We start from the raw sequence: 22,408 nt of genomic DNA, 5'->3' as shown, positions 1-22,408 counted from the left end.
AGCAATCCAGGCTTCGCTGGGTGCTTTGTCGGCATGTTCAACGAGGCTCGCTCCTGCCCGGCGATCCATCGCTAGGCGGTGCGGGTCGCGCAGAACGGTCGGGGAAACCCATGTTCGAAGGGGCAAGTTGTACGGTGAATAGCGAAGAACCTGCTGGAACGGGAGTGCCGGGCCTCGATGACATCCTCGGTGGAGGGTTGAGCCGCGGCAGAGTCTTTCTCCTCGAGGGCCTGCCGGGAACGGGCAAGACCGCGGTCGCGATGCAGTTCCTGCTCGAAGGGGCCCGGAACGGAGAGAAGGTGCTGTACCTGACGCTCTCCGAAAGCGAGGAAGAGCTGCGCACCGCCGCCGCGGCGCACGGGTGGGCGCTCGCCGGCGTCGAGATCGTGGAGTTGATCTCCCCCGATAGCCTCGTCGACGAGAAGCAGCAGCAGAGCTTGCTCTACTCGTCGGACCTCGAGCTCGTGGAGACGACCCGGAGAATATTTGAGGCCTTCACGCGATCGAAGCCCGACCGGCTGGTCCTCGACAGCCTCGCGGAAATCAGACTGCTTTCGCAGAGCTCGCTCCGCTACAGGCGACAGGTCCTCTCGTTGAAGCACTATTTCGCGGGCCAGGGCACGATCGTGCTGATGCTCGACGACATGACGACGGAGACCGAAGACAAGACCGTTCACAGCGTCGCGCATGGTGTGGTCTGCCTGGAGGAGCTCGCAAGAGAATTCGGTCCGGAGCGCCGGCGGATCAGGGTCGCCAAATATCGCGGGCGAGGCTTTCGCGGCGGCTATCACGACTTCGTCATCGAACGAGGCGGCGCCCGCGTATTTCCGCGCCTGATCTCGGCCGAGCACCGGTCCAGCTTCGAGCGCGACAAGGTCACGACCGAGATCGCCGAACTGGACGCGCTGACGGGGGGTGGTCTGGAGCGTGGATCGAGCGTGCTGATCCTGGGCCCTGCAGGAACGGGAAGGGGGCACGCTCCGCTACCAACCCGGATTGTCCACCAGTGACCCACTGAGGCCACTGGCAGACATTTTTCGAGGAAAATCAAATATTTTTCGCGTCCCGTTGCGTACGCCGGCGTCCCGGTGCGACCGGCTGCGGCCACCCACGGCGATTTGGATTGGGGGTATTTTGGGGGTATTTTTCGGCTGTCCCCAAAACAGGCGATACCCCCAGATGGCTTTGAAAGAACTTGAGGTCAAATACGCCACCAAGCGGCAGCGCCCCTACAAGCTGTCCGATGGAGAAGGCCTGCACCTGCTCGTCCAGCCGAACGGATCGAAGCTCTGGCGCCTGAAATACCGCTTCGACGGCAAGGAAAAACTGCTGAGCTTCGGCAAATATCCGACCGTCACGCTGGCGATCGCCCGCGAGAAGCGGACCGAAGCCAAGCGGCTGCTCGATCAGGGTGAGGACCCCGCCGAGGCCAGGAAGCGGGCGAAGAAGCAGAGGGCCGCGCTCAAGCTGTTCGAAGAGATTGCGCGGGCCTGGCACGCCAATCGTATTGAAGGGCTGGACTCGGCCCATGCCCTGCGCGTCATCAACCGGATGGAGCGCGACGTCTTTCCGGTCATCGGGAAGCGTCCGATCACGGAAATCGACCCGCCCGAGATTCTCGAGATGATCCGCGCGGTCGAAGCGCGCGGCGCCCTCGATATCGCCCGTCGCCTCAAGCAGAACGTCAGCCAGATCTATCGCTTCGCGATCGCGAGCGGCTGGGCGACCATCGATCCGACGCTCGGCCTCAACGATGCGCTCAAGCCCAAGCCGCCCGTCAGGCACATGGCGCGCGTGCCGCTCGCGGAGTTTCCGAAGCTGGTGCGAGCGATCTTCGCCTATGACGGCGAGGACACGCCGCGCCGCCGCGAGATCACCCGTGACGCGCTGCTGTTCACCTTGCTCACATGGGTCCGAACCAGCGAAACCCGCTTCGCGGCCAGGGACGAGTTCGAGGATCTCTATGGACCGAACCCGCTATGGCGTCTGTCGCCGGAGCGCATGAAGATGGAACGTGAGCATCTTGTTCCGCTGTCCCGCCAGGCCGCAATGATCGTTCAGCGCCGCTTGCAGGCGACGAACGATGCGTTCCTCTTTCCCGGAGCCAAGCCTGGAAAGTCTATTTCCGAGAACACCATGATCTATGCCTGTTATCGGATGGGGTATCTCCATCGGCAGACGGTACATGGGTTTAGGGGGCTCGGCTCGACCTGGGCGAACGAAGCCGAACGCTACAAGCCGGATTGGATCGAGATGGCGCTCGCTCACGAGGACGAGGATGAGGTGCGCGGCGCTTACAACAGTGCGCTCTATCTCACACCGCGAAGGCGGATGCTCCAAGACTGGGCCGACGTGATCGACGCGGCAACCGCAGTGTCGAATGTCGAGAAGAATCCTATCGAGTTCTCACAATTCATGCGCTGTTCCGCTCCCATCCAGCACCTGCCACCAAGCGACCAGAGACAGCCGTATTGGCAACGCCCCCTTCGGGCGGCTTCGCGATGAGCCTCAAAAGTCAGAACCGCCGATTTAGAGGCGCGGTTTTCTGCCATAGTTGTTAGAAATATCAGCTACTTAGATGCATCCGCGAATAGTAGAATGAACTCCAAGAAACCGTATCTCACTACATCTCATCATAGCTGATTCCCCTTGCAACTCGACAAGGGAAACCGCCGGGACCGCCAATTACGCCGATACATCGTCTGGAAGGGCTCGATTGGGGCGAGCAGAACGCGCGCATCCGTCCCGATGGACGCGCTCAGCGTGACTAATTCAATGAAATATATGGGGTTATTTGCGTCGCCACGAAGCGTCAGCGGTGCAGGCTCATCAGTCCTTAATCAATGAGTGGGAGGAATAGTTCGCCAACAAATTGAATTGGACGATGAGCCCCAAGGCGCGGCAAATGGCGCCAAATCAAAAAATGCCGTGGGGAGGACAGTCATGGTCACAGCCTTTAGGACAAATTTGCTTTGTGCCACCGCGCTATCGATCGCGTGTGCGCTTGCAGTGCCGGCACATGCCCAGGACGCTGCATCGCAGGGCGAAAAGCCCGAGGCGCAGGAAGGTGGCCTTGAGACAATCGTCGTCACGGCGCAGAAGCGCGAACAGAATTTGCAGGATGTTCCAGCCGCCGTTTCCGCCATAGGCGGCGAGACGCTACGCACGCGCGGCATCACGGAGACCTCAGACTTGATGGGCGCGATCCCCAGCCTGCAAGTCACCACTCCCTATGGTCGCACCCAACCGAATTTCTCGCTGCGCGGGATTTCAGTGGCGAACGAATTTTCCGCCTCCACTGCGTCGCCGGTTGGCGTCTATGTCGATGAAGTCTATCAGAGCTTCCGGGCGAGCCATGGCCTGCAACTCTATGACATCGACCGGGTCGAGGTACTGCGCGGACCGCAAGGAACACTCTACGGTCGCAACACCACGGGTGGCGCGATCAGCTTCTTCACGCGCAAGCCGGATCTGGGAGAGGCCAATGGCTATCTGACCGCCGGCTATGCCAATTACGACACTTTCACGGTGCAGGGCGCCGCTGAAGCGACGCTGGTTCCCGACATCTTGGGCGTCCGCGTCGCCGGTACTTTTGCAAAAGGGGATGGTTGGCAGCGCAATGTACTGCCTGGGAATGAGCGCGACCTAGGGACCACCGATACGATCGGCGGTCGCATCTCGATCCGCTTCCGGCCCGATCCCGATCTCGACATCAATTTGAAGCTCTATGCCGCGAAGGACGATCCATGGGGCACCGCGCCCTATGCAGGTGGTCAACTCGCGGGCGGGCAGGATGCGCTCGGCTATTCGCGTTACGATCCGCAACCTTTCCTAGGCGGGCGGTTGCTGCGTGACAATGAGGTCGCAGTTGATCGGGTAGGTAAGAACATCAGCAAGTCGAAAGGGATAGCCCTCAACATCAAATGGGATGTCAGCGACCAATTCTCCGTCACCTCGATTACCGGCTACGACACCGGCGACTATATCAACAATCCTGATGATTGCGATGGCGGCCCAGCCGATCTCTGCTCGATCGGCTACACGTCGACGAGCAAGAATTTCAACCAGGATCTGCGTTTCAGCTATTCGAACGACCGCCTCGATATCATTGCCGGCCTTTATTATGGCAGGGACAAGGTCAAGACGGTCAACTACCCGGACTTTTTCGGGGCGCTGAGGCCGCTGCTGCTTGGCGCCGGTCTTCCGGGCAGCTACAATAACGCCGCAATCGGAACGCCCGACGCGATCCGCTATATCCCAGCCTTTGCCGCCAATCCGGCGTTGGGGCCTGGCGATGCCGGATTCTGCGACGCGATCGAGATCAATCCCAACGGCTTCCTTGATGCACGCTCGCTGATTGCACTCCAGACCGACATCGCGATCAATAATACGGGCAATGGCGGCATGGGGGGTAGCTTTTCGGCGGGCTGCGCCGGGGCAGGCGCGCCTCCGTTCACCCCGATCCTCGGCGAACAGCGTTTTGACGTGTCGCGCCCCTCGAAGGCGATCTACGGCGACGTAACCTGGAAAACGACCGAGCGGCTGACCGTGGCGGTGGGTGCACGCTACACCCAGGATAAGGTCAATTACCTTAACGGCAGCACTTTCCTCTATGCGCTCGACGGTACGACGCCGGTTGTCAACCTGATCCCCTACAGCAATCCATACAACCCCAATCTCGCGCCGCTTGAGCAGCGCGAAAAGGCAAACAGGCTAACCGGCCGTATCAATGTCAGCTATGAGTTCGCCGATGATATCATGGGCTATCTCCAGTACAGTCGCGGTTACCGCAGCGGCAGCTTCAACGGGCTTGCCTATCAGGGCGTCAATCAAGTCTATTATATCCAGCCTGAAAAGGTGAATGCATATGAGGCGGGGCTCAAAACCCGGCTGTTCGATCGCCGCGTCCAACTTAACCTCGCGGGCTTCTACTACGAGTATTCGAATCACCAAGTAACGCAGGTGGTTGGCGCTACAACCTTCACGCGCAGCGCCAATGGTCGCCTGTTCGGTGGCGAGGCCGAACTCGCCTGGCAGGTGGCCGATACGTTGCGTTTCGATGCTTCGCTGGGCTATCTCAACAGCAAGTACAAAGGCAATGTGATCGATCCGGCAAACCCGGCAAGCCCGACATTGAACGTCAACGGCAATCCCTTCCCGAACGCGCCGGAGGTTACGTTCCAGGCCGGATTCGACTGGGATATGATCGATGACGGCACCAACAAGCTGACCTTGCGCGGTGATGCGTCCTACATGGGCAAGTACTATTTTGATCCGTTCAAGAATTATGGGCAGACACCGTGCGATACACCCCCAGCGGGATCGAACATAACGCTCGCGGGTAAGGCGATTACATGCGCAAATCCGGGCTACTGGCTCGCCAATGCGCGATTAACCTATGCGCACGACAATATGTCGGTTAGCTTGTGGGCGAAGAATCTGTTCGACAAATATTACTACACCTACGGCCTCAACCTCAACGTGTTCGGCTACGATTATCTGAACCGCGGCATGCCGCGCACTTATGGCGTCGAAGCGACAGTCAAGTTCTGATCGCTGCTGCGACGGGGGCGGCGGGCATCCTCTCCCGCCCGCTGCCCCCGATTTTTTCGACCTGACTTTCAGACCGAGGAGCATCCATGATACGTTCCACCGGCAACGGTCCCTCATTCATCGGCACGGCGTACAGAATCGAGCGCGCTGTGATCACTGAGATCGGCGCAGCTGAAAGCACCGCCCAGGCGAGCAGCGCCGAGCGGCCAGCGCGCCTCCGGACGATTTAACGTGGATGCGTCTCGGAACAGAACTGAGCTGGAACGAATTTTCGCGACCCAACGCGAAGGGACGCGTGAGCAGGTTTCGCGCAGCTACGAAGAACGCATGGACCTGCTCGGGCGCCTTGGCCGGATATTTGAGCAGCACAGAGACGAATTGGTCGATGCCGTTGCCGCCGATTTCGGCATTCGATCCCGCTACGAGACTATCCTGCTCGACCTGATGCTTGGCATATCGGAAATTAAATTTGCGCGCCGCAATCTGAAGACGTGGCTGAGGCCGCGGCGGGTGAAGACTGACATCTTCGGCCTTCCCGGTTCATCGCGCCTGGTCCCCCAGCCCCTAGGTGTGGTGGGCGTTCTCGGCACGTGGAACTATCCGCTCGGCACCATATTCGTTGGCGCGGCCGGTGCATTGGCGGCCGGCAACCGCGTGATCGCAAAGCCGAGCGAAGTTTCCGCCAACGCCGCCGAAGCCAGCGAGCGGCTTGTGCGCCGGTATTTCGCCGAAGAGGAATTCGCGATTGTCCAGGGCGGGCCCGACATGGCACAGGCGATGACGGCCCTACCTTTCGACCATATTCTCTTCACCGGTTCACCCGCGGTTGGCCGCAAAGTCTATGAAGCGGCGGCTGCCAACCTTACACCTGTTACTCTGGAACTTGGCGGCAAATGCCCTGCCATCGTGGGCAAGGGTGCATCGCTTGCACAAGTCTGTGAAAGCTTAGTGTTCGGCAAGCTGCTCAACGCCGGCCAGACCTGCATCGCCGCTGACTATGCCTTCGTCCATGTCGATCAGATGGAAAGCTTCGTCGCCGCACTCCGCGCTCAGGTTGCCAAATGCTACCCCAACGCGGCAAGCAACCCCGATTTCACCAGTATCATCAATGACCGACAGTTCGCGCGGCTCCAAGGTTTGCTCGATGATGCCGAAGCCAAGGGCGCGACGGTGCTCAACCTCTCGGACAACGGCGATGGAACGCTTCCTGAACGGCATCGGATCGTGCCGTTGGCGGTTCTCGACGTTACCGATGACATGGCGATGATGCAGGAGGAGATTTTCGGACCGATCCTGCCGATCATGCCATATCGCTCCGAAGACGAGCTCATTCGCTACGTAAACCGGCATGAGCGCCCGCTGGCGCTCTATTATTTTGGCGACGAAAGTGAGGAACGGCGCAAGATCATTTCCGAAACGCACGCTGGCGGCGTGACTCTCAACGGCACGGTCATGCACGTCTTCCAGCGCCGGCTGCCTTTCGGTGGCATCGGACAGAGCGGCATCGGTGCCTATACCGGCGTCGCCAGTTTCGAGCGCTTCACTCATTACAAGCCGGTGTTCTCTCAGCCGAAACTCAGCCTGCTTGGTCAACTTCTGCCACCCTATTCGAGCAAGACCGAAGGACTACTCAACATCTTCGAAAAGATCCTCTGACGTGGCTGCGGCGGTTGATGCTGGCATGTTGCATGACGCCGGGTCGCCAGCATGGGTCGAATGACAAGGGAAGCAAATGGCTGACTATGTAATTATTGGAGGTGGGTCGTCGGGCGGCGTTATCGCCAGCCGGTTGTCCGAGGACCCCGATGTCACCGTTTGCCTGCTCGAGGCAGGCGGCCCAGGCACCTCGCCGCTTGTGTCCACGCCCGGCGCTTTTGCGGCGCTGATCCAAGACTATCGGATCAATACGCTCAACTGGCGGTTCAACACCGACCCTTCAAAGGCGCTCAACGACCGCCGCCTCTACAATCCGCGCGGGAAGATGCTGGGTGGATCGAGCGGTATGAACGGGATGGTCTATATCCGCGGCGACCGGTCGGATTTCGACCACTGGGCCGAACTCGGCAACGACGGCTGGGGTTACAACGATGTCCTGTCCTATTTCCGCAAGGCTGAGAATAATGAGCGCGGTGAGGATGAGTTTCACGGCTCGTCGGGACCGCTTCACGTATCCAACGGCAAGCGCGAATTCGATGTCTATGATGCTTTCATCGAGGCGGCGACTGGACTGGACCATCAAGCCAATCCGGACTTCAATGGTGCCAGCCAGGAAGGTGTCGGCATCTATCAGTTTACCGTGAAGGACGGGAAGCGCGCCAGCGTGAAGGCGTGTTACCTTGATCCGGTGATGGGCAGGCGCGGCAACCTCCGCGTCGAAGTACATGCCCGCGTCCATCGTATCAGGTTTGAGGGCAACCGCGCGGTGGCAGTCGAGTATTCCCAGGACGGGCAGTTGAAGACGATCCCGTGCGAAAAGGAAGTCATTGTCAGCGCCGGCGCCTATAATTCGCCCCAACTGTTGATGCTTTCCGGTATCGGACCGCGTGATGAGTTGGAGAAGCATGGAATCGAAGTGATTCATGATATTCCCGGTGTCGGCCAGAATCTTCACGACCATCCTGACCTGATGCTGAGCTTCCAGTCGAAGAAGCGGCTCGGGATCGCACTCAATGTCGTTGGCGCGCTCAAGACCGTGCGAGACCTATTCCAGTATCTCACGCAAAGGAAAAGCTGGCTGGCATCGCCGCCCACGGCTGCAGGCGGTTTCTTGCGATCCGCGCCGGGGCAGAACCGGGCGGACTGCCAGGTCCATGTCGTGCCGCTCGCCTATCGCGACCATGCGCGCGACTACAAGCTGATGACGAAATGGGGCTATACGATCATTCTCAATATTGGGCGCCCAAAGAGCCGCGGCTGGGTTGCCTTACATGACTCAAACCCCGAATCCGATCCCAAGATGGACCTCAATCTCTTGAGTCATCCCGACGACCTCAAGACGTTGCGCAATGCCTTCCGTGTCGTGCAGGAGATCCTGCATTCGGATCGCATGAAGGCGATGATGAAACGGCCTCTCTATCCTGACCGCTACCTTGAAACTGATGAAGAGATCGACGCCTATATCCGGGCAGAAGCCAATCATGCTTATCATCCGGTGGGAACATGCAAGATGGGCACCGACGAGATGGCGGTGGTCGACAACCGCCTGCGCGTTCACGGCCTCGCAAATATCCGCGTGGCCGATGCCTCGATCATGCCATCAGTCGTCAACGGCAACACCAATGCAACCTGCATCATGATCGGCGAGAAAGCCGCCGACATGATCCGGCACGATAATATGAGCAGCAAGAATAGCATCGCAGAATATTGAATTGGACGATTGGATCAATGCTGCAGACACAGATGCTTACGAAAAGAAGTCCGGAGAGGCCTATCGCATGTCAGTTTATTATGTGTCGACTGCGCCATTGTGGGCGAGCGCCTTAGAGGAGCGCGGCTGATGGACGTCCGTACGCAAATACGTCGCGCCGCACGTTATTTCGCCCAGCAAGAGGCTCTCGTTCACGGCCACAGGCGGTTGACTTTCTCGGAAGCCTGGTTGCGCGGCGTGAAGCTCGCAAATGCTCTTGCGGAGTGCGGCCTTCAACCGGGTGACCGGATTGCTACGCTGGAGAAGAACTCCATCGAGGCCGCCGACATCATACTGGCGGCTGCCATTGGAAACTATACGCGTGTTCCTCTCTATGCGCGCAACCGATGTGAAGCGCACGCCCATATGATCGCGAGTACCGGATCTCGGTTGGCGCTGGTCGATGAGGCATTGGCTTCGGAGTTGGCGGGGCTGGATGCCCAAGCTCCGACGCTTGAGCGGATCATTATCCGCGATCACAACTATGAGAATTGGTTGGCGACAGCCTCGGACCGGGATCCTGATCCCGTCGTCGCGCCGGAGGACTATTGTGTCATCCGCCACACCGGCGGCACGACGGGCAAACCCAAGGGCGTTGCCTATCGGCACCGTTCATGGATGACGATCTCCGCCGCATTTTTCAGCATCGGCCCCCAAGTGGCCCCAGGGGATGCCATTCTGCATGTCGGCCCGTTGTCCCATGCATCGGGCTTCCTGTTCGTGCCGGCCTGGTATTGCGGCGCCCGCAACGTGATGATGGACGGCTTCGATCCAGCGTCCTTTCTTGACACTCTCGAGCAGGAACGGATCAGCCATGCCTTTGTAGCCCCCACCATGCTCAATGCCATAGTGCATCACGACGGGGCATATGGCCGCCACTTTCCGAATTTGAAGTTTCTGCTGAGTGCTTCAGCGCCGATCTCCGAGCCGACGCTTCGCAAGTCGTGCCAGATATTCGGGAATCATGTTCTTCATTCGGGCTATGGACAGACCGAAATCCTGCCCATCGCGTCTATGGGGCCCAACGAGTGGTTCGGCGAATTTGAAGGTTCTGCCCCAATTCGGGCGGTCGGACGTCCCATGAGTGGCGCCGATATCGAAATCCGTAACGAGGACGGAAAGGTGCTGGGACCAAACGAGCCCGGCGAGATCGTCGCACGGTTCGAAAATGGCCAGATGGAGGAATTCTGGAACGATCCGGAGGAAACCGCCCGGCGCATGGAAGATGGCTGGGTCAAAACCGGCGATGTCGGCATGATCGACACAAACGGATTTTTGTATCTGCTCGATCGCAACAACGACATGATCGTGTCAGGCGGCTTCAATATCTATCCCACCGAAATCGAAAACGTAATTGCCGACCATCCCGGTGTACTCGAGGTCGCGGTCTTTGGCGTGCCCCATGAAAAATGGGGTGAAACGCCGCTTGCAATGGTGCGTGTCAAGCCCGGAGCACAAATCACGGAGACCGAGATAATAGATTTGGTGCGCCAGCGTCTGGGCTCCGCAAAAAAGCCAAGCAAGGTCGTTTTTACCGCCGAGCCACTGCCGTTGAGCAATGTCGGAAAGGTGCTTCGTTCAAAGCTTCGAGAGCCCTATTGGGCGGGCCAGGACCGGCGCATTTCGGGGGCATGACCGACGCAGCCATCCTAGCCACATCCTCTATTCCGGTGACCGCCTGCCGGCGCGCGGGAGACTGCAATGGACTATGAATACATCCTGGTTGAGCAACGCGGCCCAGCGCTTTGGGTGACCCTCAACCGGCCGGCAGCGTTGAACAGTCTGTCGTTGGCTTTGGCCGAGGAACTCGCCGCAGCGATCGAGGCAGCGGAAGCAGATGCGACGGTGCGCGCTTGCATTCTTACCGGCGCCGGACGGGCGTTTTGCGCTGGCGCGGATCTGCTCGCAATTGGCGATGGAACAGGCGGACAAACTCTCGCCGAACGCTTAAATCTGTTTCTGCCGCCGCTCGGTCAGGCTTTTAACAGGATCGAGACGTCGCGCCTTCCGATAATTGCGGCGGTCAACGGCCTTACGCTCGCCGGCGGCTTGGAACTGGTGTTGTGCTGTGATCTCGTCATTGCCGCGCACCCGGCCAGATTTGGCGACGCCCATGCAAATTACGGCCTGTTGCCCGGCGGTGGAGGGTCGGTTCGACTCCCTAGGAAGATCGGCGAAGCGCGTGCGAAACATCTGATGATGACCGGCGGGACCATCTCGGCTGCCGAGATGAAGGAAGCCGGACTCGTGACCCAACTGGTTGCTCCCGAGGATCTCATTGCGGCAGCGCAAGCGCTGGTAGAATCTCTTGCAGAAAAGAGCCGGCCAGGGCTCGCCTACATGAAGCAGCTAGTCCGCGCTGCGCAGGATAGCTCGCTCGAAGTCGGGCTGCGTCAGGAACTCGAAACCATGGCTGCTTACGCCTTGTCCAACGACATTGTCGAAGGACTGGCGGCATTCCGGGAGAAGCGGAAGCCCGATTTTTCCGACCGGTGAGACCTGATCGGATGCGGAACACATTGGAAGAATGGATCAACGAATGACCGACATATTCGTCATGGGGGTTGGGATGACCCCGTTCGGAAAACAGTTCGACAAGAGCCTGAAAATGCTCTGCGCCGAAGCTTCGTCGCAGGCCTTTTCCGACGCAGGATGCACCGCCGGCGATGTCGAAGCCATCTTCTTCGGCAATTGCGTCCAGGGGCATATGGAGGGCCAGGACATGATCCGCGGCGAAATCGTGGCGCGAGCGATGGGCATCTCAAGCGTTCCCGTGGTGAATGTCGAAAACGCATGTGCGACGGCTTCCACGGCCTTGCACATGGCCGCCGCCTATGTTCGATCGGGGGCAGCGGATGTCGTACTCGCGCTCGGCGCGGAGAAGATGTACTCGCCCGACAAGGCGCTCATGTTCAGTGCATTCGATGGCGCTTGGGACGTGCATGAAACCGAGTCGGGCCGCGCGCAGCTGCTGGCCATGGGCAATGGCGTCGATGTTCCGGAAGGAACGACATCGAGTCAGCCTTACAGCGTTTTCATGGATGTATACGCCGCGATGGCACGCGCGCACATGAAGACCTACGGCTCGACGCAAGCGCAAATCGCGGCCGTCTCGGCGAAAAATCACATGCATTCGACGCGCAATCTGCTTGCCCAGTATCGCCTCCCATATACCGTCGAAAGTGTACTCGCTGCGCCTCCGATCGTTTACCCGTTCACACTGCCGATGTGCTCCCCGATCAGCGACGGCGCCGCCGCTGCGATCATCTGCAGCGAAGCCGGTCGGCGCAAACTGTCGGCAGCCCCGGACAGGGCGCTAAGAATCCTGGCGTCTGTGCTGCAAACCGGCGCCGCGCGCGATCCCTTTGATTATGACCACCATGTCAGCCGCCTTGCGGCGAACCGGGCCTATGCGATGGCCGGCGTGGGGCCAGAAGATATTGGCGTCGCGGAGGTGCATGACGCCACGGCGGTTGGCGAGATCATTGAAATCGAGGCGCTCGGCCTGACGCCGCCTGGCGAGGGCGGACTCGCGGCAGAGCGCGGTGAGACGGCGCTGGGTGGGCGTATTCCGGTAAACACGTCGGGCGGGCTTGAATGCAAGGGACATCCGATCGGCGCCACCGGGCTCGGCCAAATCTACGAGCTTGCGCTGCAATTGCGCGGCGAGGCGGAAGATCGACAGGTTCCGAATGCCCGGTTCGCGATCGCGCAGAACGGCGGAGGTGTCATCGGGGTGGAAGAGGCGGTGGTCGCCGTCACGATCCTGGGCCGGTAGTTGTCAGAGCGCGCCTAGGGAAACACGGGGTCACGATATGAACTTTGAGCTGTCCGATGAACAACGCATGGCGGTGGAAACCGTCCGCCGCTTTCTCGACAACAAGCTTGAGCCGGAAATCCGCCGGCATGGGGAGCGATTCATCCCCAAACCGCTCATGAAGGAATGGACTCAAGCACTGACCGGCTATGGCCATATTACCGCACCGCATCAGGAGCAATGGGGCGGGCTTGATATGGGATGGCTCACTCATCTGCTCATTTTCGAGGAGATCGCCTATTCCTCGCTCGATGTGGCCATACCCGGCTTCATCAACGCGGTTGGCGCAGAACTCATCCGCCGCTTCGCCCCGGAGACGATCAAGCAACGCTATCTTGCCGACCTCGTCGCGGCCGAGAAGTTCGTTTCGCTCGGCATCTCGGAGCCCGATGTCGGCTCGGACGTCGCCGCCATCAAGACACGCGCCGTACGAGACGGCGATTTCTGGGTCATCAATGGCGAAAAGACCTGGATCACCAACGGAGCCTACTCGGACATCTTCATCTGTACGTGCAAGACTGGCGAAAATGAAGTCACTCACATCCTGGTCGATCGTGACGAGAGTGAGTATGAGGTGCGCGATATCCAGAAGATGGCGCTCAACGGCCAATCGACTGCACAGATATTCCTGTCCGATTGCCGCGTACCGGTGGCAAACACGATCGGCCGGGTCGGCGATGGATTGCGCAATACGTTGCAAGTGTTCGAGATTGCCCGCTGCCATATGGCGATGTGGAGTATCGGCATCGCACGGCGAGCAATGGATGAGGCGATCGCGTACGCTCGCGATCGCGCGCAGCATGGCAAGAAGATCGCCGGCCATCAGCTGATCGCCGACAAGATCGCCATCATGGCGACCAAGATCGACGCAGCCCGTCTGTTGACGCACCGGGCAATATCCCTCGTCCAGGCGGGCACGCGCGCAGAGACGGAATGCTCGATGGCCAAGTGGTACGCCACCGAAATGGCGATCGAAGCGACGCGCGATGCGCTTCAGATCCATGGCGGCAACGGCGTCACCCGCGAATTCATCGTTGAGCGGCTGGTGCGTGAGGCGATCATTTGCCCCATCCCCGATGGCACGACGGAGATTCAAAAGCTTGTTGTTTCGCGCGCCCTGACCGGCATTCAAGCCTTTCGGTAAGGCTCAGACGAAAACGACAGCGTCGACGGAAATGGAGCCGCGTGCCTGACTCGCACAGGATCAAATGCGCAGATGCGTCGCTCAGGTAAAAGAGGCAGACAAGCGATGGACGAAGAGCTTCGTTTCGATGGCAGGGTAGTGGTTGTGACCGGAGCCGGAGGCGGACTTGGGCGCCAGTACGCGCTGATGTTTGGCGGGCGCGGAGCCAAGGTGGTGGTGAATGATCTGGGTGGCGACGAGAAAGGGAGCGGCAGCTGCTCCACAGCCGCTGACAATGTGGTCGACGAAATTCGAGCCACGGGCGGTCAGGCGGTGGCAAATTATGCGTCGGTCGAGGAGGGCGCGCTGATCATCCAAGCCGCGGTTGACAACTTCGGAACCGTTGACGTCGTCATCAACAATGCCGGCATCCTGCGCGATGTGAGCTTCCACAAAATGACCGACGAAGACTGGACACTGCTTCAGCGGGTCCATCTGAATGGGACGCGGGCAGTGACGCAGGCAGCATGGCCGATACTGCGCGACAAGGGCTATGGCCGCATCGTCATGACCACGTCTGCAGCCGCAATCTACGGCAACTTCGGTCAGGCCAACTATGCCGCAGCCAAGCTCGGAATATTGGGGCTTGCGAACGCGCTGGCGGAGGAGGGGCGGTCCAGAAACATCCAGGTTAATACGATCGCCCCAATCGCCGCATCGCGTATGACCGCGACTGCCTTTCCACAAGAGTTTCTCGCCAATCTCAGAGCGGAAGCGATCAGTCCATTGGTCGGTTGGCTTGCGCACGAGAATTGCAGCGAAACCAAAGGGCTTTTTGAAGTTGGAGCCGGCTATATCGCCAAGCTTAGGTGGGAGCGCGCGCTTGGGCACGCCTTCGGAGCGGACAGGGCGTTCACGCTCGATGATGTCGCCCGGCACTGGGGTAGAATTGTCGACTTCACGGATGCCGAGCACCCGCTCGGGCTGAATGACAGCCTTGAGGCGGTAGAACGGGCGCTGAGAGCGTAATCAACCCGATGAATTACCATGATATTTTTGAGCGGCCGTCGGGCTGCCGATGGCGTCGTGCTGCCGCCAGATATCGATGAGCAGCAGGAATAGTTCTGCAGCGAATTGAATTGGACGACGGCCCTCAAATGCCGCCAAACGGCATGAACTACACAATATCTCCTGGGAAGAGAGGATCAGCCATGAGAGGATGTCTATTGGCTTCTGCCGCGTTGTTGTGCTCGGGAACAGCATTTGCCCAGGAAGCAACGCCCTAGGCGAACGACCAAACCGGGAGCGCCACGGAAGCGCTGGCTGAGGACATTGTCGTTACCGCCACCAAAAAGGGCTATGGCGAAAGCGTGCAGAAAGTACCGATGGCGGTCACGGCTTTTGGTGAAGCGCAGCTGGATGCCAAGTTCGTCCAGAATCTTCAAAGTCTGAGCTACGACGTTCCCAACGTCCAGCTCGAGGATGTGGGTACGGCACCGGGCTATGCCAATTTCACTATCCGGGGCCTCGGCATCAACAGCACGATCCCATCGATCGACCCCACCGTAGGCGTTTTCACTGACGGTATTTACCTCGGCATCAACGCTGGTGTCGTGCTGGACAACTTCGACCTTGAGGGGATCGAAGTTCTGCGTGGACCGCAAGGCTTGCTTTTCGGTCGCAACGTTACCGGCGGTGCCGTGGTTGTGCGGACCACGCGGCCCAGCTTCGATTTTGGAGCCAAAGCCAAGCTATCCATTGAAACGGGACTGAAAAAGACCGTAAGCGGCACGGTTACCGGACCTATCGTCGATGACGTTTTGGCTGCCAAATTGGCCGTCTACTACAGCGACGACAATGGCTGGTTTCGCAACCGCTTCGACAATCGCAGCTTCGGTAAATCACATGACCTTATCATTCGCCCGGCACTTTCGCTCAAGGGTGGCGACCGCTTCCGAATGGATCTCCGCTATGAGCATGGCGATGTCGAAAGCGATGGAGCCCCTGTCCAGAGTCACGCGCTGTTTCCCCGCGACAGCTTCAGGTTTTCGATCAATTTCCCAGGTTTCTATGATGCCAAATGGGACCAGGCGATCGTGGAAACCAACATCGATGTTGGTCTGGGCGAAGGCGTCTTCACCAACATCGCTGGCTATCGGAAATTCCGATCCTCCGCGGGCGCTGATATCGATGGAACACCACAGTCCTTCTTTCATGCCTTTTTCGAAATCGACCAGGATCAACTCAGCGACGAACTTCGTTATGCCGGAAGGTTCGGTGACGTCGAATTGACAACCGGTCTATACTATTTTTCCCAGGATCTTCGTTACGCCGAGCTGCGGAATCTTTTGGGCGGTGCTCGGATCGTTTCCGGTGGGGGTACGCAAGACCAGACAACATGGGGCATTTTTGCTTCGACCGACTGGCATTTCACCGATACGCTGACCTTGAATCTCGGCGCGCGGTATAGTTGGGAACGCAAAGCCGTTCGGGTCTCGGCCTTACGCGCAAATGGTTGCAATCTAGACACGCTGATCTGTGCAACCAATTTCGCCGACGCGGCAAAATGGCGAGGGTTTACGCCGAAAATCGGCCTTCAGTGGAAGCCGGATGACGACACGCAGATTTATGGCCTTTACACGCGCGGGTTCCGCAGCGGCGGATATAATTTGCGCAACACCGATCCCGCTGTGCCGCCGGGGCCATTCAATCAAGAGACCCAGGACAGTTTCGAACTCGGCGCCAAGAAGCAATTCGGGCGCCACCGGATCAACCTGGCGGCCTTCTACAATCGCATGAAGGACCTGCAGCGCGAGATCAACCTGCCCGGACCGCTTGGCGTCAGCCAGGTCATACGGAACACCGCCGACGCCACAATCAAAGGCGTCGAGGCCGAGGGGCAGTTTTTTCTTTTGTCCAACCTCGTGATTTCGGGTCAGCTCGGCTACGTGAATGGCCAGTATCGCAACGTCCAGTTCGACCTCAGCGGTGATGGCGTCATCAACGATGTGGATCGTGCGCTCAAATTGCCAAGGCTGTCGCCATGGACCTATGGCGTGGGGCTGACTTATGATCAGCAGCTTGGCGAATTGGGGACAGCAACGGCGCGTGTCAGCTTCACGCATCGCGACAAGGCGGCATTCACCGACAACAACGTCGGCTTCCTTCAGGGCGCCGATATGCTCGATGCGAGCCTCACATTGGCGACCGACAACAAGCACTGGCGCTTCTCCATCTATGGCCGAAACCTCCTGAATGAGGTGACGATTGGCGGCGATACACCTTTGCCGGCGGCCTTCGGGGGCACGGGTGCAAGCCTTTCACCGCTAAACAGGGGGCGCGTCATCGGCGGAGAAGTGGCGATTAGCTTCTAGGCCATTTTCGAGGCGAGTGGAATCACCCGCCAACTCGGAAAATGCCCAAGATCAATTTGCTAGAGCATTTCCTGCCGGAAAGCCGGTTCCCACTTCTGCGCGAAATGCTCTAGCTGATCGCGACGGATGCAGCGGATTTCCGATCGCACCCCGCCCCCTTGCCGTTAATCCGATGATGCGGTGCGCCATGCCTGACGAACAAGGCTGACGAGCGCACGGCCAGCCGGTTTTACCTGCCAGCGGCTACGCACAGCATAACAAAGCGTCAATGGATCGAATAAACCGATTCCCTCCAAGGCCACGAAATTGGCGCGAAACCATGAGTTCTCGGTGAACTGTTTTGCAACCATCCCGATAGCATCGGATGTGGCAACGATCCGTCGAACCAATTGAAAATAGTCTGTCATGTGGATCCAGTCAGCGGGACGCTTACCGCTTTTTTCGTACATCTGCTGAATGATCGATGTGTAGGGTTCGGAAGATGAGGGCACTACGAATTCGAACTGGACCAGCGGCTCCTTGCTGGTCGGGTTTATCCCCAGAATGGGATGATTGTTCCGCACAAAAGGCAGTATTTCGATCGAGGCGACCCGCTCGCACTTGAATTCCGGCCAGCGTGCAAAGGCCGCTTCAAGTCCAAAGGCGACATCGATATCGCCGCGCGACAGGAGTCGCACGCCCCTTTCGCTGTTGCCCGAAACGACTTCGACGCGCACTGCCGGATGGCGCCGCAGCAAAGAAACCAGAGGTTGGGTGAGCAACCAGTCGATTGACCCTGGGAACAGTCCGATTCGAAGCGGGCCCGCATAGGCGTCGGCGCGGCGGGCTGTATCTCCGAGTAGTTCAGCTGCGTCGGCAAGCAAGCGCGCTGCGCGATCAATAAATTCGCGTCCCTCCTCTGTCGGCATCGCGCCCCGTGAGGTCCGATGGAAAAGGGAATAGCCAAGATGCCGTTCGAGTTCAGCGACACTCTTGGTCACCGCCGACTGCGTGACACCAACCGCATCCGCTGCCCTGGAGAAGGAACGAAGCTGACCAACCGCGACGGCATGCTTGAGGCGAGAATCGAGCATGGACATGCCCCACAGGAATAATTGCTCCAGAGAATGAATTAGGCGAATCAAGGTCATTTTGCCAATCTTACTTTCGACACTGCCGCCCAGCACGACTGCAACCCGTCTCGAAATCTGGAGCGGCGAAACGGCCTGGATCAAAGCGCCAAGGTCTCAGACGCAGGTATGCCTGAATGACGAAAACTGGTCCGCTTGCAGGCCTCAAAATACTCGAAATTGCGGGCATCGGCCCGGCGCCGTTTTGCGGAATGCTGTTGGCCGACCTTGGCGCCGATGTCGTCGTCATTGAACGCGTAAGCCCTAACTCCGAAAATATCGATCTTGGCAGCGGCGCCATTGTGAACCGCGGGAAACGTGTAATTGCCTTGGATCTGAAGTCCCCCGAAGGCGTCGCGCATGTCCTGGATCTCGTCCAAAGGGGCGATGTACTGATCGAAGGCATGCGGCCTGGGGTGATGGAGAGGCTCGGCCTTGGTCCCGAGGTTTGCCTAGCGCGTAACCCCCGCCTTGTATTCGGTCGCATGACGGGTTGGGGGCAGCAGGGACCTCTCGCCCAAGCGGCCGGCCATGACATCAACTATATCGCGCTGTCAGGAGCCCTTTGGTATGCTGGGCATCCCGGTGAACCGCCAATGGCGCCGCCAAGCCTGGTAGGCGATATTGGGGGTGGAGCGCTCTATTTGGCCATCGGCGTCCTCGCAGCGGCAATGCACGCGCGGGATACCGGGAATGGGCAAGTGGTTGACGCCGCGATCGTCGATGGGAGCGCTCACATGATGAACTTGCTCCTGAGCCTGAAGGCCGCCGGCCAGGTTGCCAGCATACGCGGCTGCAGCATCCTTGACGGCCCTCACTGGTACTCGACCTATCGGTGCGCCGACGGGAATTTCATCTCAGTCGGATCACTCGAGCCCAAGTTCTATGCGCTGCTTTGCAAAAAGCTGGGGTTGGCCGGCGATAGCAGTTTTGACGACGGCTATGATCGTGATGCCTGGCCCGAGCTCAAGCAGCGTTTTAGCGAGATATTCGCCATGCGGACACGGGAAGAATGGCGCACACTGCTGGAAGGCAGCGATGCCTGCTTTGCCCCCGTGCTTGATCCGGACGAAGCGGCGCGCCATCCTCATATGGCAGCGCGAGGCGTCTATCGGGAGATCGACAATATCCTCCAGGCAATGCCGGCGCCACGTTTTTCGGGCTCGTCACTACCGATCCCCGGACCGATCCCGCTGCATCATGAAGATCCGAGTACAATTCGGCGGGGCTGGAGCAAACCGGACCGCTGCGGGATTACCGCCAGAACCGACTGTTGCGAGTAGTCGGTTGGCATGGTGGGCGGCCAGCGGCCCGACACGAACGGTGATTTCATAACTATGAACCAATGCGACGCTCCGCTTCGCTGCGCTGCATTCAAATCAAAGGAGACAACGACACACAGGCACGTCAAACTATCCGATGATTCCTGTACGCCACGCCGGAACGGCGATTGCGGACGTGTCCACGGGACGTTGTTCGCATCGTGATTCGCTCGGCGCTTGAAATCAATGCTCGCCCCGGATGTGACGACGCCGATGGGATTTCCACTGCGGCGTCCACGGCCAATGTCCTGGCGTGAGGGCTTCGGTCATCGACCGATTCGACCGTCCGAATGCGGTCTTTTGGCGCGCCTGAGAATCCGCATCAGAGTTGAGTGCGCGTTGTTCGGGAATCTCATTTAAATATTTGTAAAAACGTAATAATATAGATAATAACTCCAACCTGTATCCAGTGTGGAGTAATGGTCGCAGGGCGTGAACTTACGCCCTTATGGATGCGTCGAAGTCCTTCAGTTCGAATCTCAGGAAATTGCGGCTTGCGATGCGCATCACGCAAGAAGCGCTCGCCCATGATGCGGGCACGAGCAGCTCTTATCTGAGTGCGATCGAAAATGGCCGGTCGAGCCCGACGCTGAAAGCAATGGAGCGGCTCGCGAAGGCACTCGGCGTTAATGCCGTCTATCTCTTGTCCGGCCGGATATCGATCTCGATCGTTTCGGACGACGAACTGGAAATCGGCGCGATACTGGCGCGCCCGGCGGTGACGCTCCGGCGCCATCCGCACAAGCCGACGGGGCGGCCGAGCAAGACCAAGTAAATCATCGGGGGCTGCACGCGCGTGGGCTGGAACCACGCGCCCGATAGACGCGCCCGCAACGCGCGCGTCGAAAGGAGTGCCCCTCGGTGCCGTTTCGCGACCTCGATGCCTATATTAAGCAGGCCAGGCGCGCGAACAGTGATCGCGAGCTGTTCAGTTGCAGCGAGGCCGCCGCACGCCAGCTCGGCCTCCCATGGCTCGCGATCGTCCAGAGCATGGCCTTCTTTCAGCCCGGTGGGCGATATTTCCGCATGGACAATTTCCAGAGCTGGGGCGACGTTTTCGTCGCCGAAGGCTATTACCGCGACGATCCCGCCTTGCTCGCGGCGCGCTCGACAAGCCGGGCGTTCTGCTGGCACGAAATGGAGCGACTGCTGGGCGGCTTCACGCGGCGACAGGCGCGCATCGTGCGCGAAGCCGCGCGTCATGGCCTGCGCAACGGCCTCACCGTTCCGATTGGCGTCGCCGGCGAGCCGCCCGGATGCTGTACGTTCGCAACGCGCGACGGGCAATTGCCGCCATCGCATATCTGCCGGATCGCGACGCTGATGGCGAGCGAGGCGTTTACCGAGGCGCGGCGCTTGCACGGCTTTCCGGCGCGCCCGCTGAAATTACCCCATCTCAGCCCAAAGCGGCTCGAATGCTTTCGCTTGGCGGCGATGGGCAAGAGCGACGTCGAGATCGGGATCATGATGAACATCGCCCCGACGACAGTGCGCACCTACATGCGTGACCTGCGCGAACATTTCGGAATCTATTCCCGCGCGCAGCTCCCGGCGATCGCGCTCGCCTGCGGAATCGTCTGCATCGAGGAGATCGTCCCGCGGTTCTGAGCGGGATCGCCGCATCCTCAATATTGACGACTGTTTGAGCCCTTCATCTCTGCTCCCTTCGCGACTGTTCAATTTGAACGGGAGCTACTGCCATGATCCATATTGTCAAAGGGTGCTCGCTTACCGATGCGCGCGCCGCCTCGATGTTCGAGGACCGCAAGACCCTGTTCGTCGATCTGCTGGGCTGGGATGTTCCGGTCGTCGGCGGCCGCTATGAAATCGACAGCTATGACGGCGACAAGGCGGTCTATCTGATCGCCACCGACGATGGCTGCATTCACCAGGGGTCGATGCGGCTGCTATCGACAGAGGGCGCACATCTTCTCGCCGATCGTTTCGCGTCGCTCTGCGAGTGCGATGCGCCCCGGGGGGAGCAGGTTCGCGAGATTACGCGACTTTGCCTGCCGCAACGATTGGGCGCCCCCGGACGCCTGCGTGTCCGCAACCGGCTCATCTCGGCGATGGTCGATCATGCGCTCGGCAGCGGAATCACCATGCTAACCGGCGTCGTGACCGCTGCTTTTCGCGAGGAGGTTTTGGCGATGGGCTGGCGCGCAGCGCCGCTCGGCCCCGCGCGCCGCATCGATGGCGCGTTCCTTGGAGCGTTCCGCATCGAGATCTGCGCCGGTACGCCTGCGCTGCTGGCGTCGAACGGCATCTATGTACCGGGTGCGATCACTCCCGATGCGGCGGCAAGAGCCGCGTGAAGGGAATGGCGATGCACGACCCCGCCCGCCTCGCCGCGATGCTGCTCGCCGACGGTTATGTCATTGTCGATAACGCCGTGCCGACCGAGCTAATCACCGCGCTCGAAGCCGAACTCGCACCGCGCTTCGTCGCCACGCCCTTTTGCGAAGGCGGATTCTACGGAGCCCGCACCAAGCGCTTTGGCGCGTTGTTGCGGCGTTCACGGCATATCGGGGTGACTACACGAAAGTGACGTATCTGCACGCTAAGGGCGAACAAATCCGGTACGATGCCAGCAGATGCTATTCGCAGGTTTTCCTGCCCCTTTTATGTGGTGCCGCCCTACGGGCGCCGATATGGGAGGGCGGCAATCCGATTGACCAACGATCGAGGTAGAACCCTGCTCGCC

General features: G+C 59.5%; 17 protein-coding genes and 1 pseudogene. 16 read left to right on the top strand and 2 right to left on the bottom strand.

Translation table 11 applies throughout. The annotated features are described in order from the left end of the window. Positions 1 to 110: 110 nt before the first annotated feature. From B9A23_RS19740 to B9A23_RS19695, 10 genes and pseudogenes are all read left to right on the top strand, one after another. Positions 111 to 971, top strand: a pseudogene (locus B9A23_RS19740) (ATPase domain-containing protein); the annotation flags it as partial. A 97-nt stretch (positions 972 to 1,068) separates the two neighbouring features. Next, a complete protein-coding gene (locus B9A23_RS19735; protein ID WP_254895206.1) occupies positions 1,069 to 2,505 on the top strand; it encodes a tyrosine-type recombinase/integrase in 1,437 nt (478 codons plus the stop codon). 504 nt (positions 2,506 to 3,009) lie between these two features. Beyond that, complete coding sequence (locus B9A23_RS19730; RefSeq protein ID WP_058802514.1) at positions 3,010 to 5,553, top strand: TonB-dependent receptor; 2,544 nt, start codon at positions 3,010 to 3,012, stop codon at positions 5,551 to 5,553. Positions 5,554 to 5,784: 231 nt separating this feature from the next. After that, a complete protein-coding gene (locus B9A23_RS19725; RefSeq protein ID WP_157228455.1) occupies positions 5,785 to 7,209 on the top strand; it encodes an aldehyde dehydrogenase family protein in 1,425 nt (474 codons plus the stop codon). 76 nt (positions 7,210 to 7,285) lie between these two features. After that, positions 7,286 to 8,920 carry a GMC family oxidoreductase gene (locus B9A23_RS19720; RefSeq protein WP_081096862.1) on the top strand — a complete coding sequence of 545 codons (1,635 nt, stop codon included), beginning with the start codon at positions 7,286 to 7,288 and terminating at the stop codon, positions 8,918 to 8,920. 129 nt (positions 8,921 to 9,049) lie between these two features. Further along, positions 9,050 to 10,594, top strand: coding sequence for a class I adenylate-forming enzyme family protein (locus B9A23_RS19715; RefSeq protein ID WP_026108915.1), 1,545 nt, complete (start codon positions 9,050 to 9,052; stop codon positions 10,592 to 10,594). A 66-nt stretch (positions 10,595 to 10,660) separates the two neighbouring features. Beyond that, positions 10,661 to 11,455, top strand: coding sequence for an enoyl-CoA hydratase/isomerase family protein (locus B9A23_RS19710; protein ID WP_011415062.1), 795 nt, complete (start codon positions 10,661 to 10,663; stop codon positions 11,453 to 11,455). Between the two features lie 43 nt (positions 11,456 to 11,498). Next, entirely contained in the window at positions 11,499 to 12,737 is a 1,239-nt protein-coding gene (locus B9A23_RS19705) for a thiolase family protein (protein WP_011415063.1), read from the top strand. A gap of 37 nt (positions 12,738 to 12,774) precedes the next feature. After that, positions 12,775 to 13,920 carry an acyl-CoA dehydrogenase family protein gene (locus tag B9A23_RS19700; protein WP_017499968.1) on the top strand — a complete coding sequence of 382 codons (1,146 nt, stop codon included), beginning with the start codon at positions 12,775 to 12,777 and terminating at the stop codon, positions 13,918 to 13,920. Between the two features lie 105 nt (positions 13,921 to 14,025). Then, a complete protein-coding gene (locus B9A23_RS19695; protein ID WP_011415065.1) occupies positions 14,026 to 14,928 on the top strand; it encodes an SDR family oxidoreductase in 903 nt (300 codons plus the stop codon). Here the strand turns inward: B9A23_RS19695 and B9A23_RS22450 are convergent, their stop codons facing one another. Then, a complete protein-coding gene (locus tag B9A23_RS22450; RefSeq protein ID WP_082734761.1) occupies positions 14,929 to 15,162 on the bottom strand; it encodes a hypothetical protein in 234 nt (77 codons plus the stop codon). It lies immediately after the preceding gene. Between the two features lie 107 nt (positions 15,163 to 15,269). Between B9A23_RS22450 and B9A23_RS19690 the strand changes: the two genes are divergently transcribed. After that, positions 15,270 to 17,273, top strand: coding sequence for a TonB-dependent receptor (locus B9A23_RS19690; protein WP_231735665.1), 2,004 nt, complete (start codon positions 15,270 to 15,272; stop codon positions 17,271 to 17,273). Positions 17,274 to 17,437: 164 nt separating this feature from the next. On the opposite strand, the gene B9A23_RS19685 is transcribed toward B9A23_RS19690, so the two are convergent. Continuing rightward, on the bottom strand, positions 17,438 to 18,439 hold the full coding sequence (locus B9A23_RS19685; protein WP_017499965.1) for a LysR family transcriptional regulator: 1,002 nt from the start codon (positions 18,437 to 18,439) through the stop codon (positions 17,438 to 17,440). An 80-nt stretch (positions 18,440 to 18,519) separates the two neighbouring features. On the opposite strand from B9A23_RS19685, the gene B9A23_RS19680 reads away from it, so the two are divergent. The 5 genes from B9A23_RS19680 (at position 18,520) to B9A23_RS19660 (ending at position 22,252) form a co-directional block, all read left to right on the top strand. Next, positions 18,520 to 19,665 carry a CaiB/BaiF CoA transferase family protein gene (locus B9A23_RS19680; RefSeq protein ID WP_026108913.1) on the top strand — a complete coding sequence of 382 codons (1,146 nt, stop codon included), beginning with the start codon at positions 18,520 to 18,522 and terminating at the stop codon, positions 19,663 to 19,665. A 487-nt stretch (positions 19,666 to 20,152) separates the two neighbouring features. After that, on the top strand, positions 20,153 to 20,479 hold the full coding sequence (locus tag B9A23_RS19675) for a helix-turn-helix domain-containing protein (RefSeq protein WP_084280982.1): 327 nt from the start codon (positions 20,153 to 20,155) through the stop codon (positions 20,477 to 20,479). Between the two features lie 86 nt (positions 20,480 to 20,565). Then, positions 20,566 to 21,312 carry a LuxR family transcriptional regulator gene (locus B9A23_RS19670; protein WP_017499962.1) on the top strand — a complete coding sequence of 249 codons (747 nt, stop codon included), beginning with the start codon at positions 20,566 to 20,568 and terminating at the stop codon, positions 21,310 to 21,312. A 92-nt stretch (positions 21,313 to 21,404) separates the two neighbouring features. After that, a complete protein-coding gene (locus B9A23_RS19665; protein ID WP_017499961.1) occupies positions 21,405 to 22,019 on the top strand; it encodes an acyl-homoserine-lactone synthase in 615 nt (204 codons plus the stop codon). 11 nt (positions 22,020 to 22,030) lie between these two features. Beyond that, positions 22,031 to 22,252, top strand: a complete 222-nt coding sequence (locus tag B9A23_RS19660) for a hypothetical protein (RefSeq protein WP_230962401.1) — start codon at positions 22,031 to 22,033, stop codon at positions 22,250 to 22,252. The last annotated feature ends 156 nt before the right edge of the window (positions 22,253 to 22,408 follow it).

It is taken from the genome of Novosphingobium sp. B1 (assembly GCF_900176395.1).
Taxonomy (GTDB): Bacteria; Pseudomonadota; Alphaproteobacteria; order Sphingomonadales; family Sphingomonadaceae; genus Novosphingobium.
Note: the sequence above shows the minus strand (reverse complement) of the source record. Positions and strands in the feature narration are given on the sequence as shown.

Bases quoted from the DNA above. Each gene is read 5' to 3' on its own strand.
- B9A23_RS19665 (WP_017499961.1), top strand. From the start codon at position 21,405: ATGATCCATATTGTCAAAGGGTGCTCGCTTACCGATGCGCGCGCCGCC.
- B9A23_RS19715 (WP_026108915.1), top strand. From the start codon at position 9,050: ATGGACGTCCGTACGCAAATACGTCGCGCCGCACGTTATTTCGCCCAG.
- B9A23_RS19700 (WP_017499968.1), top strand. From the start codon at position 12,775: ATGAACTTTGAGCTGTCCGATGAACAACGCATGGCGGTGGAAACCGTC.
- B9A23_RS19680 (WP_026108913.1), top strand. From the start codon at position 18,520: ATGACGAAAACTGGTCCGCTTGCAGGCCTCAAAATACTCGAAATTGCG.
- B9A23_RS19705 (WP_011415063.1), top strand. From the start codon at position 11,499: ATGACCGACATATTCGTCATGGGGGTTGGGATGACCCCGTTCGGAAAA.
- B9A23_RS19695 (WP_011415065.1), top strand. From the start codon at position 14,026: ATGGACGAAGAGCTTCGTTTCGATGGCAGGGTAGTGGTTGTGACCGGA.
- B9A23_RS19675 (WP_084280982.1), top strand. From the start codon at position 20,153: ATGGATGCGTCGAAGTCCTTCAGTTCGAATCTCAGGAAATTGCGGCTT.
- B9A23_RS22450 (WP_082734761.1), bottom strand. From the start codon at position 15,162: ATGCTGTTCCCGAGCACAACAACGCGGCAGAAGCCAATAGACATCCTC.
- B9A23_RS19660 (WP_230962401.1), top strand. From the start codon at position 22,031: ATGCACGACCCCGCCCGCCTCGCCGCGATGCTGCTCGCCGACGGTTAT.
- B9A23_RS19710 (WP_011415062.1), top strand. From the start codon at position 10,661: ATGGACTATGAATACATCCTGGTTGAGCAACGCGGCCCAGCGCTTTGG.
- B9A23_RS19720 (WP_081096862.1), top strand. From the start codon at position 7,286: ATGGCTGACTATGTAATTATTGGAGGTGGGTCGTCGGGCGGCGTTATC.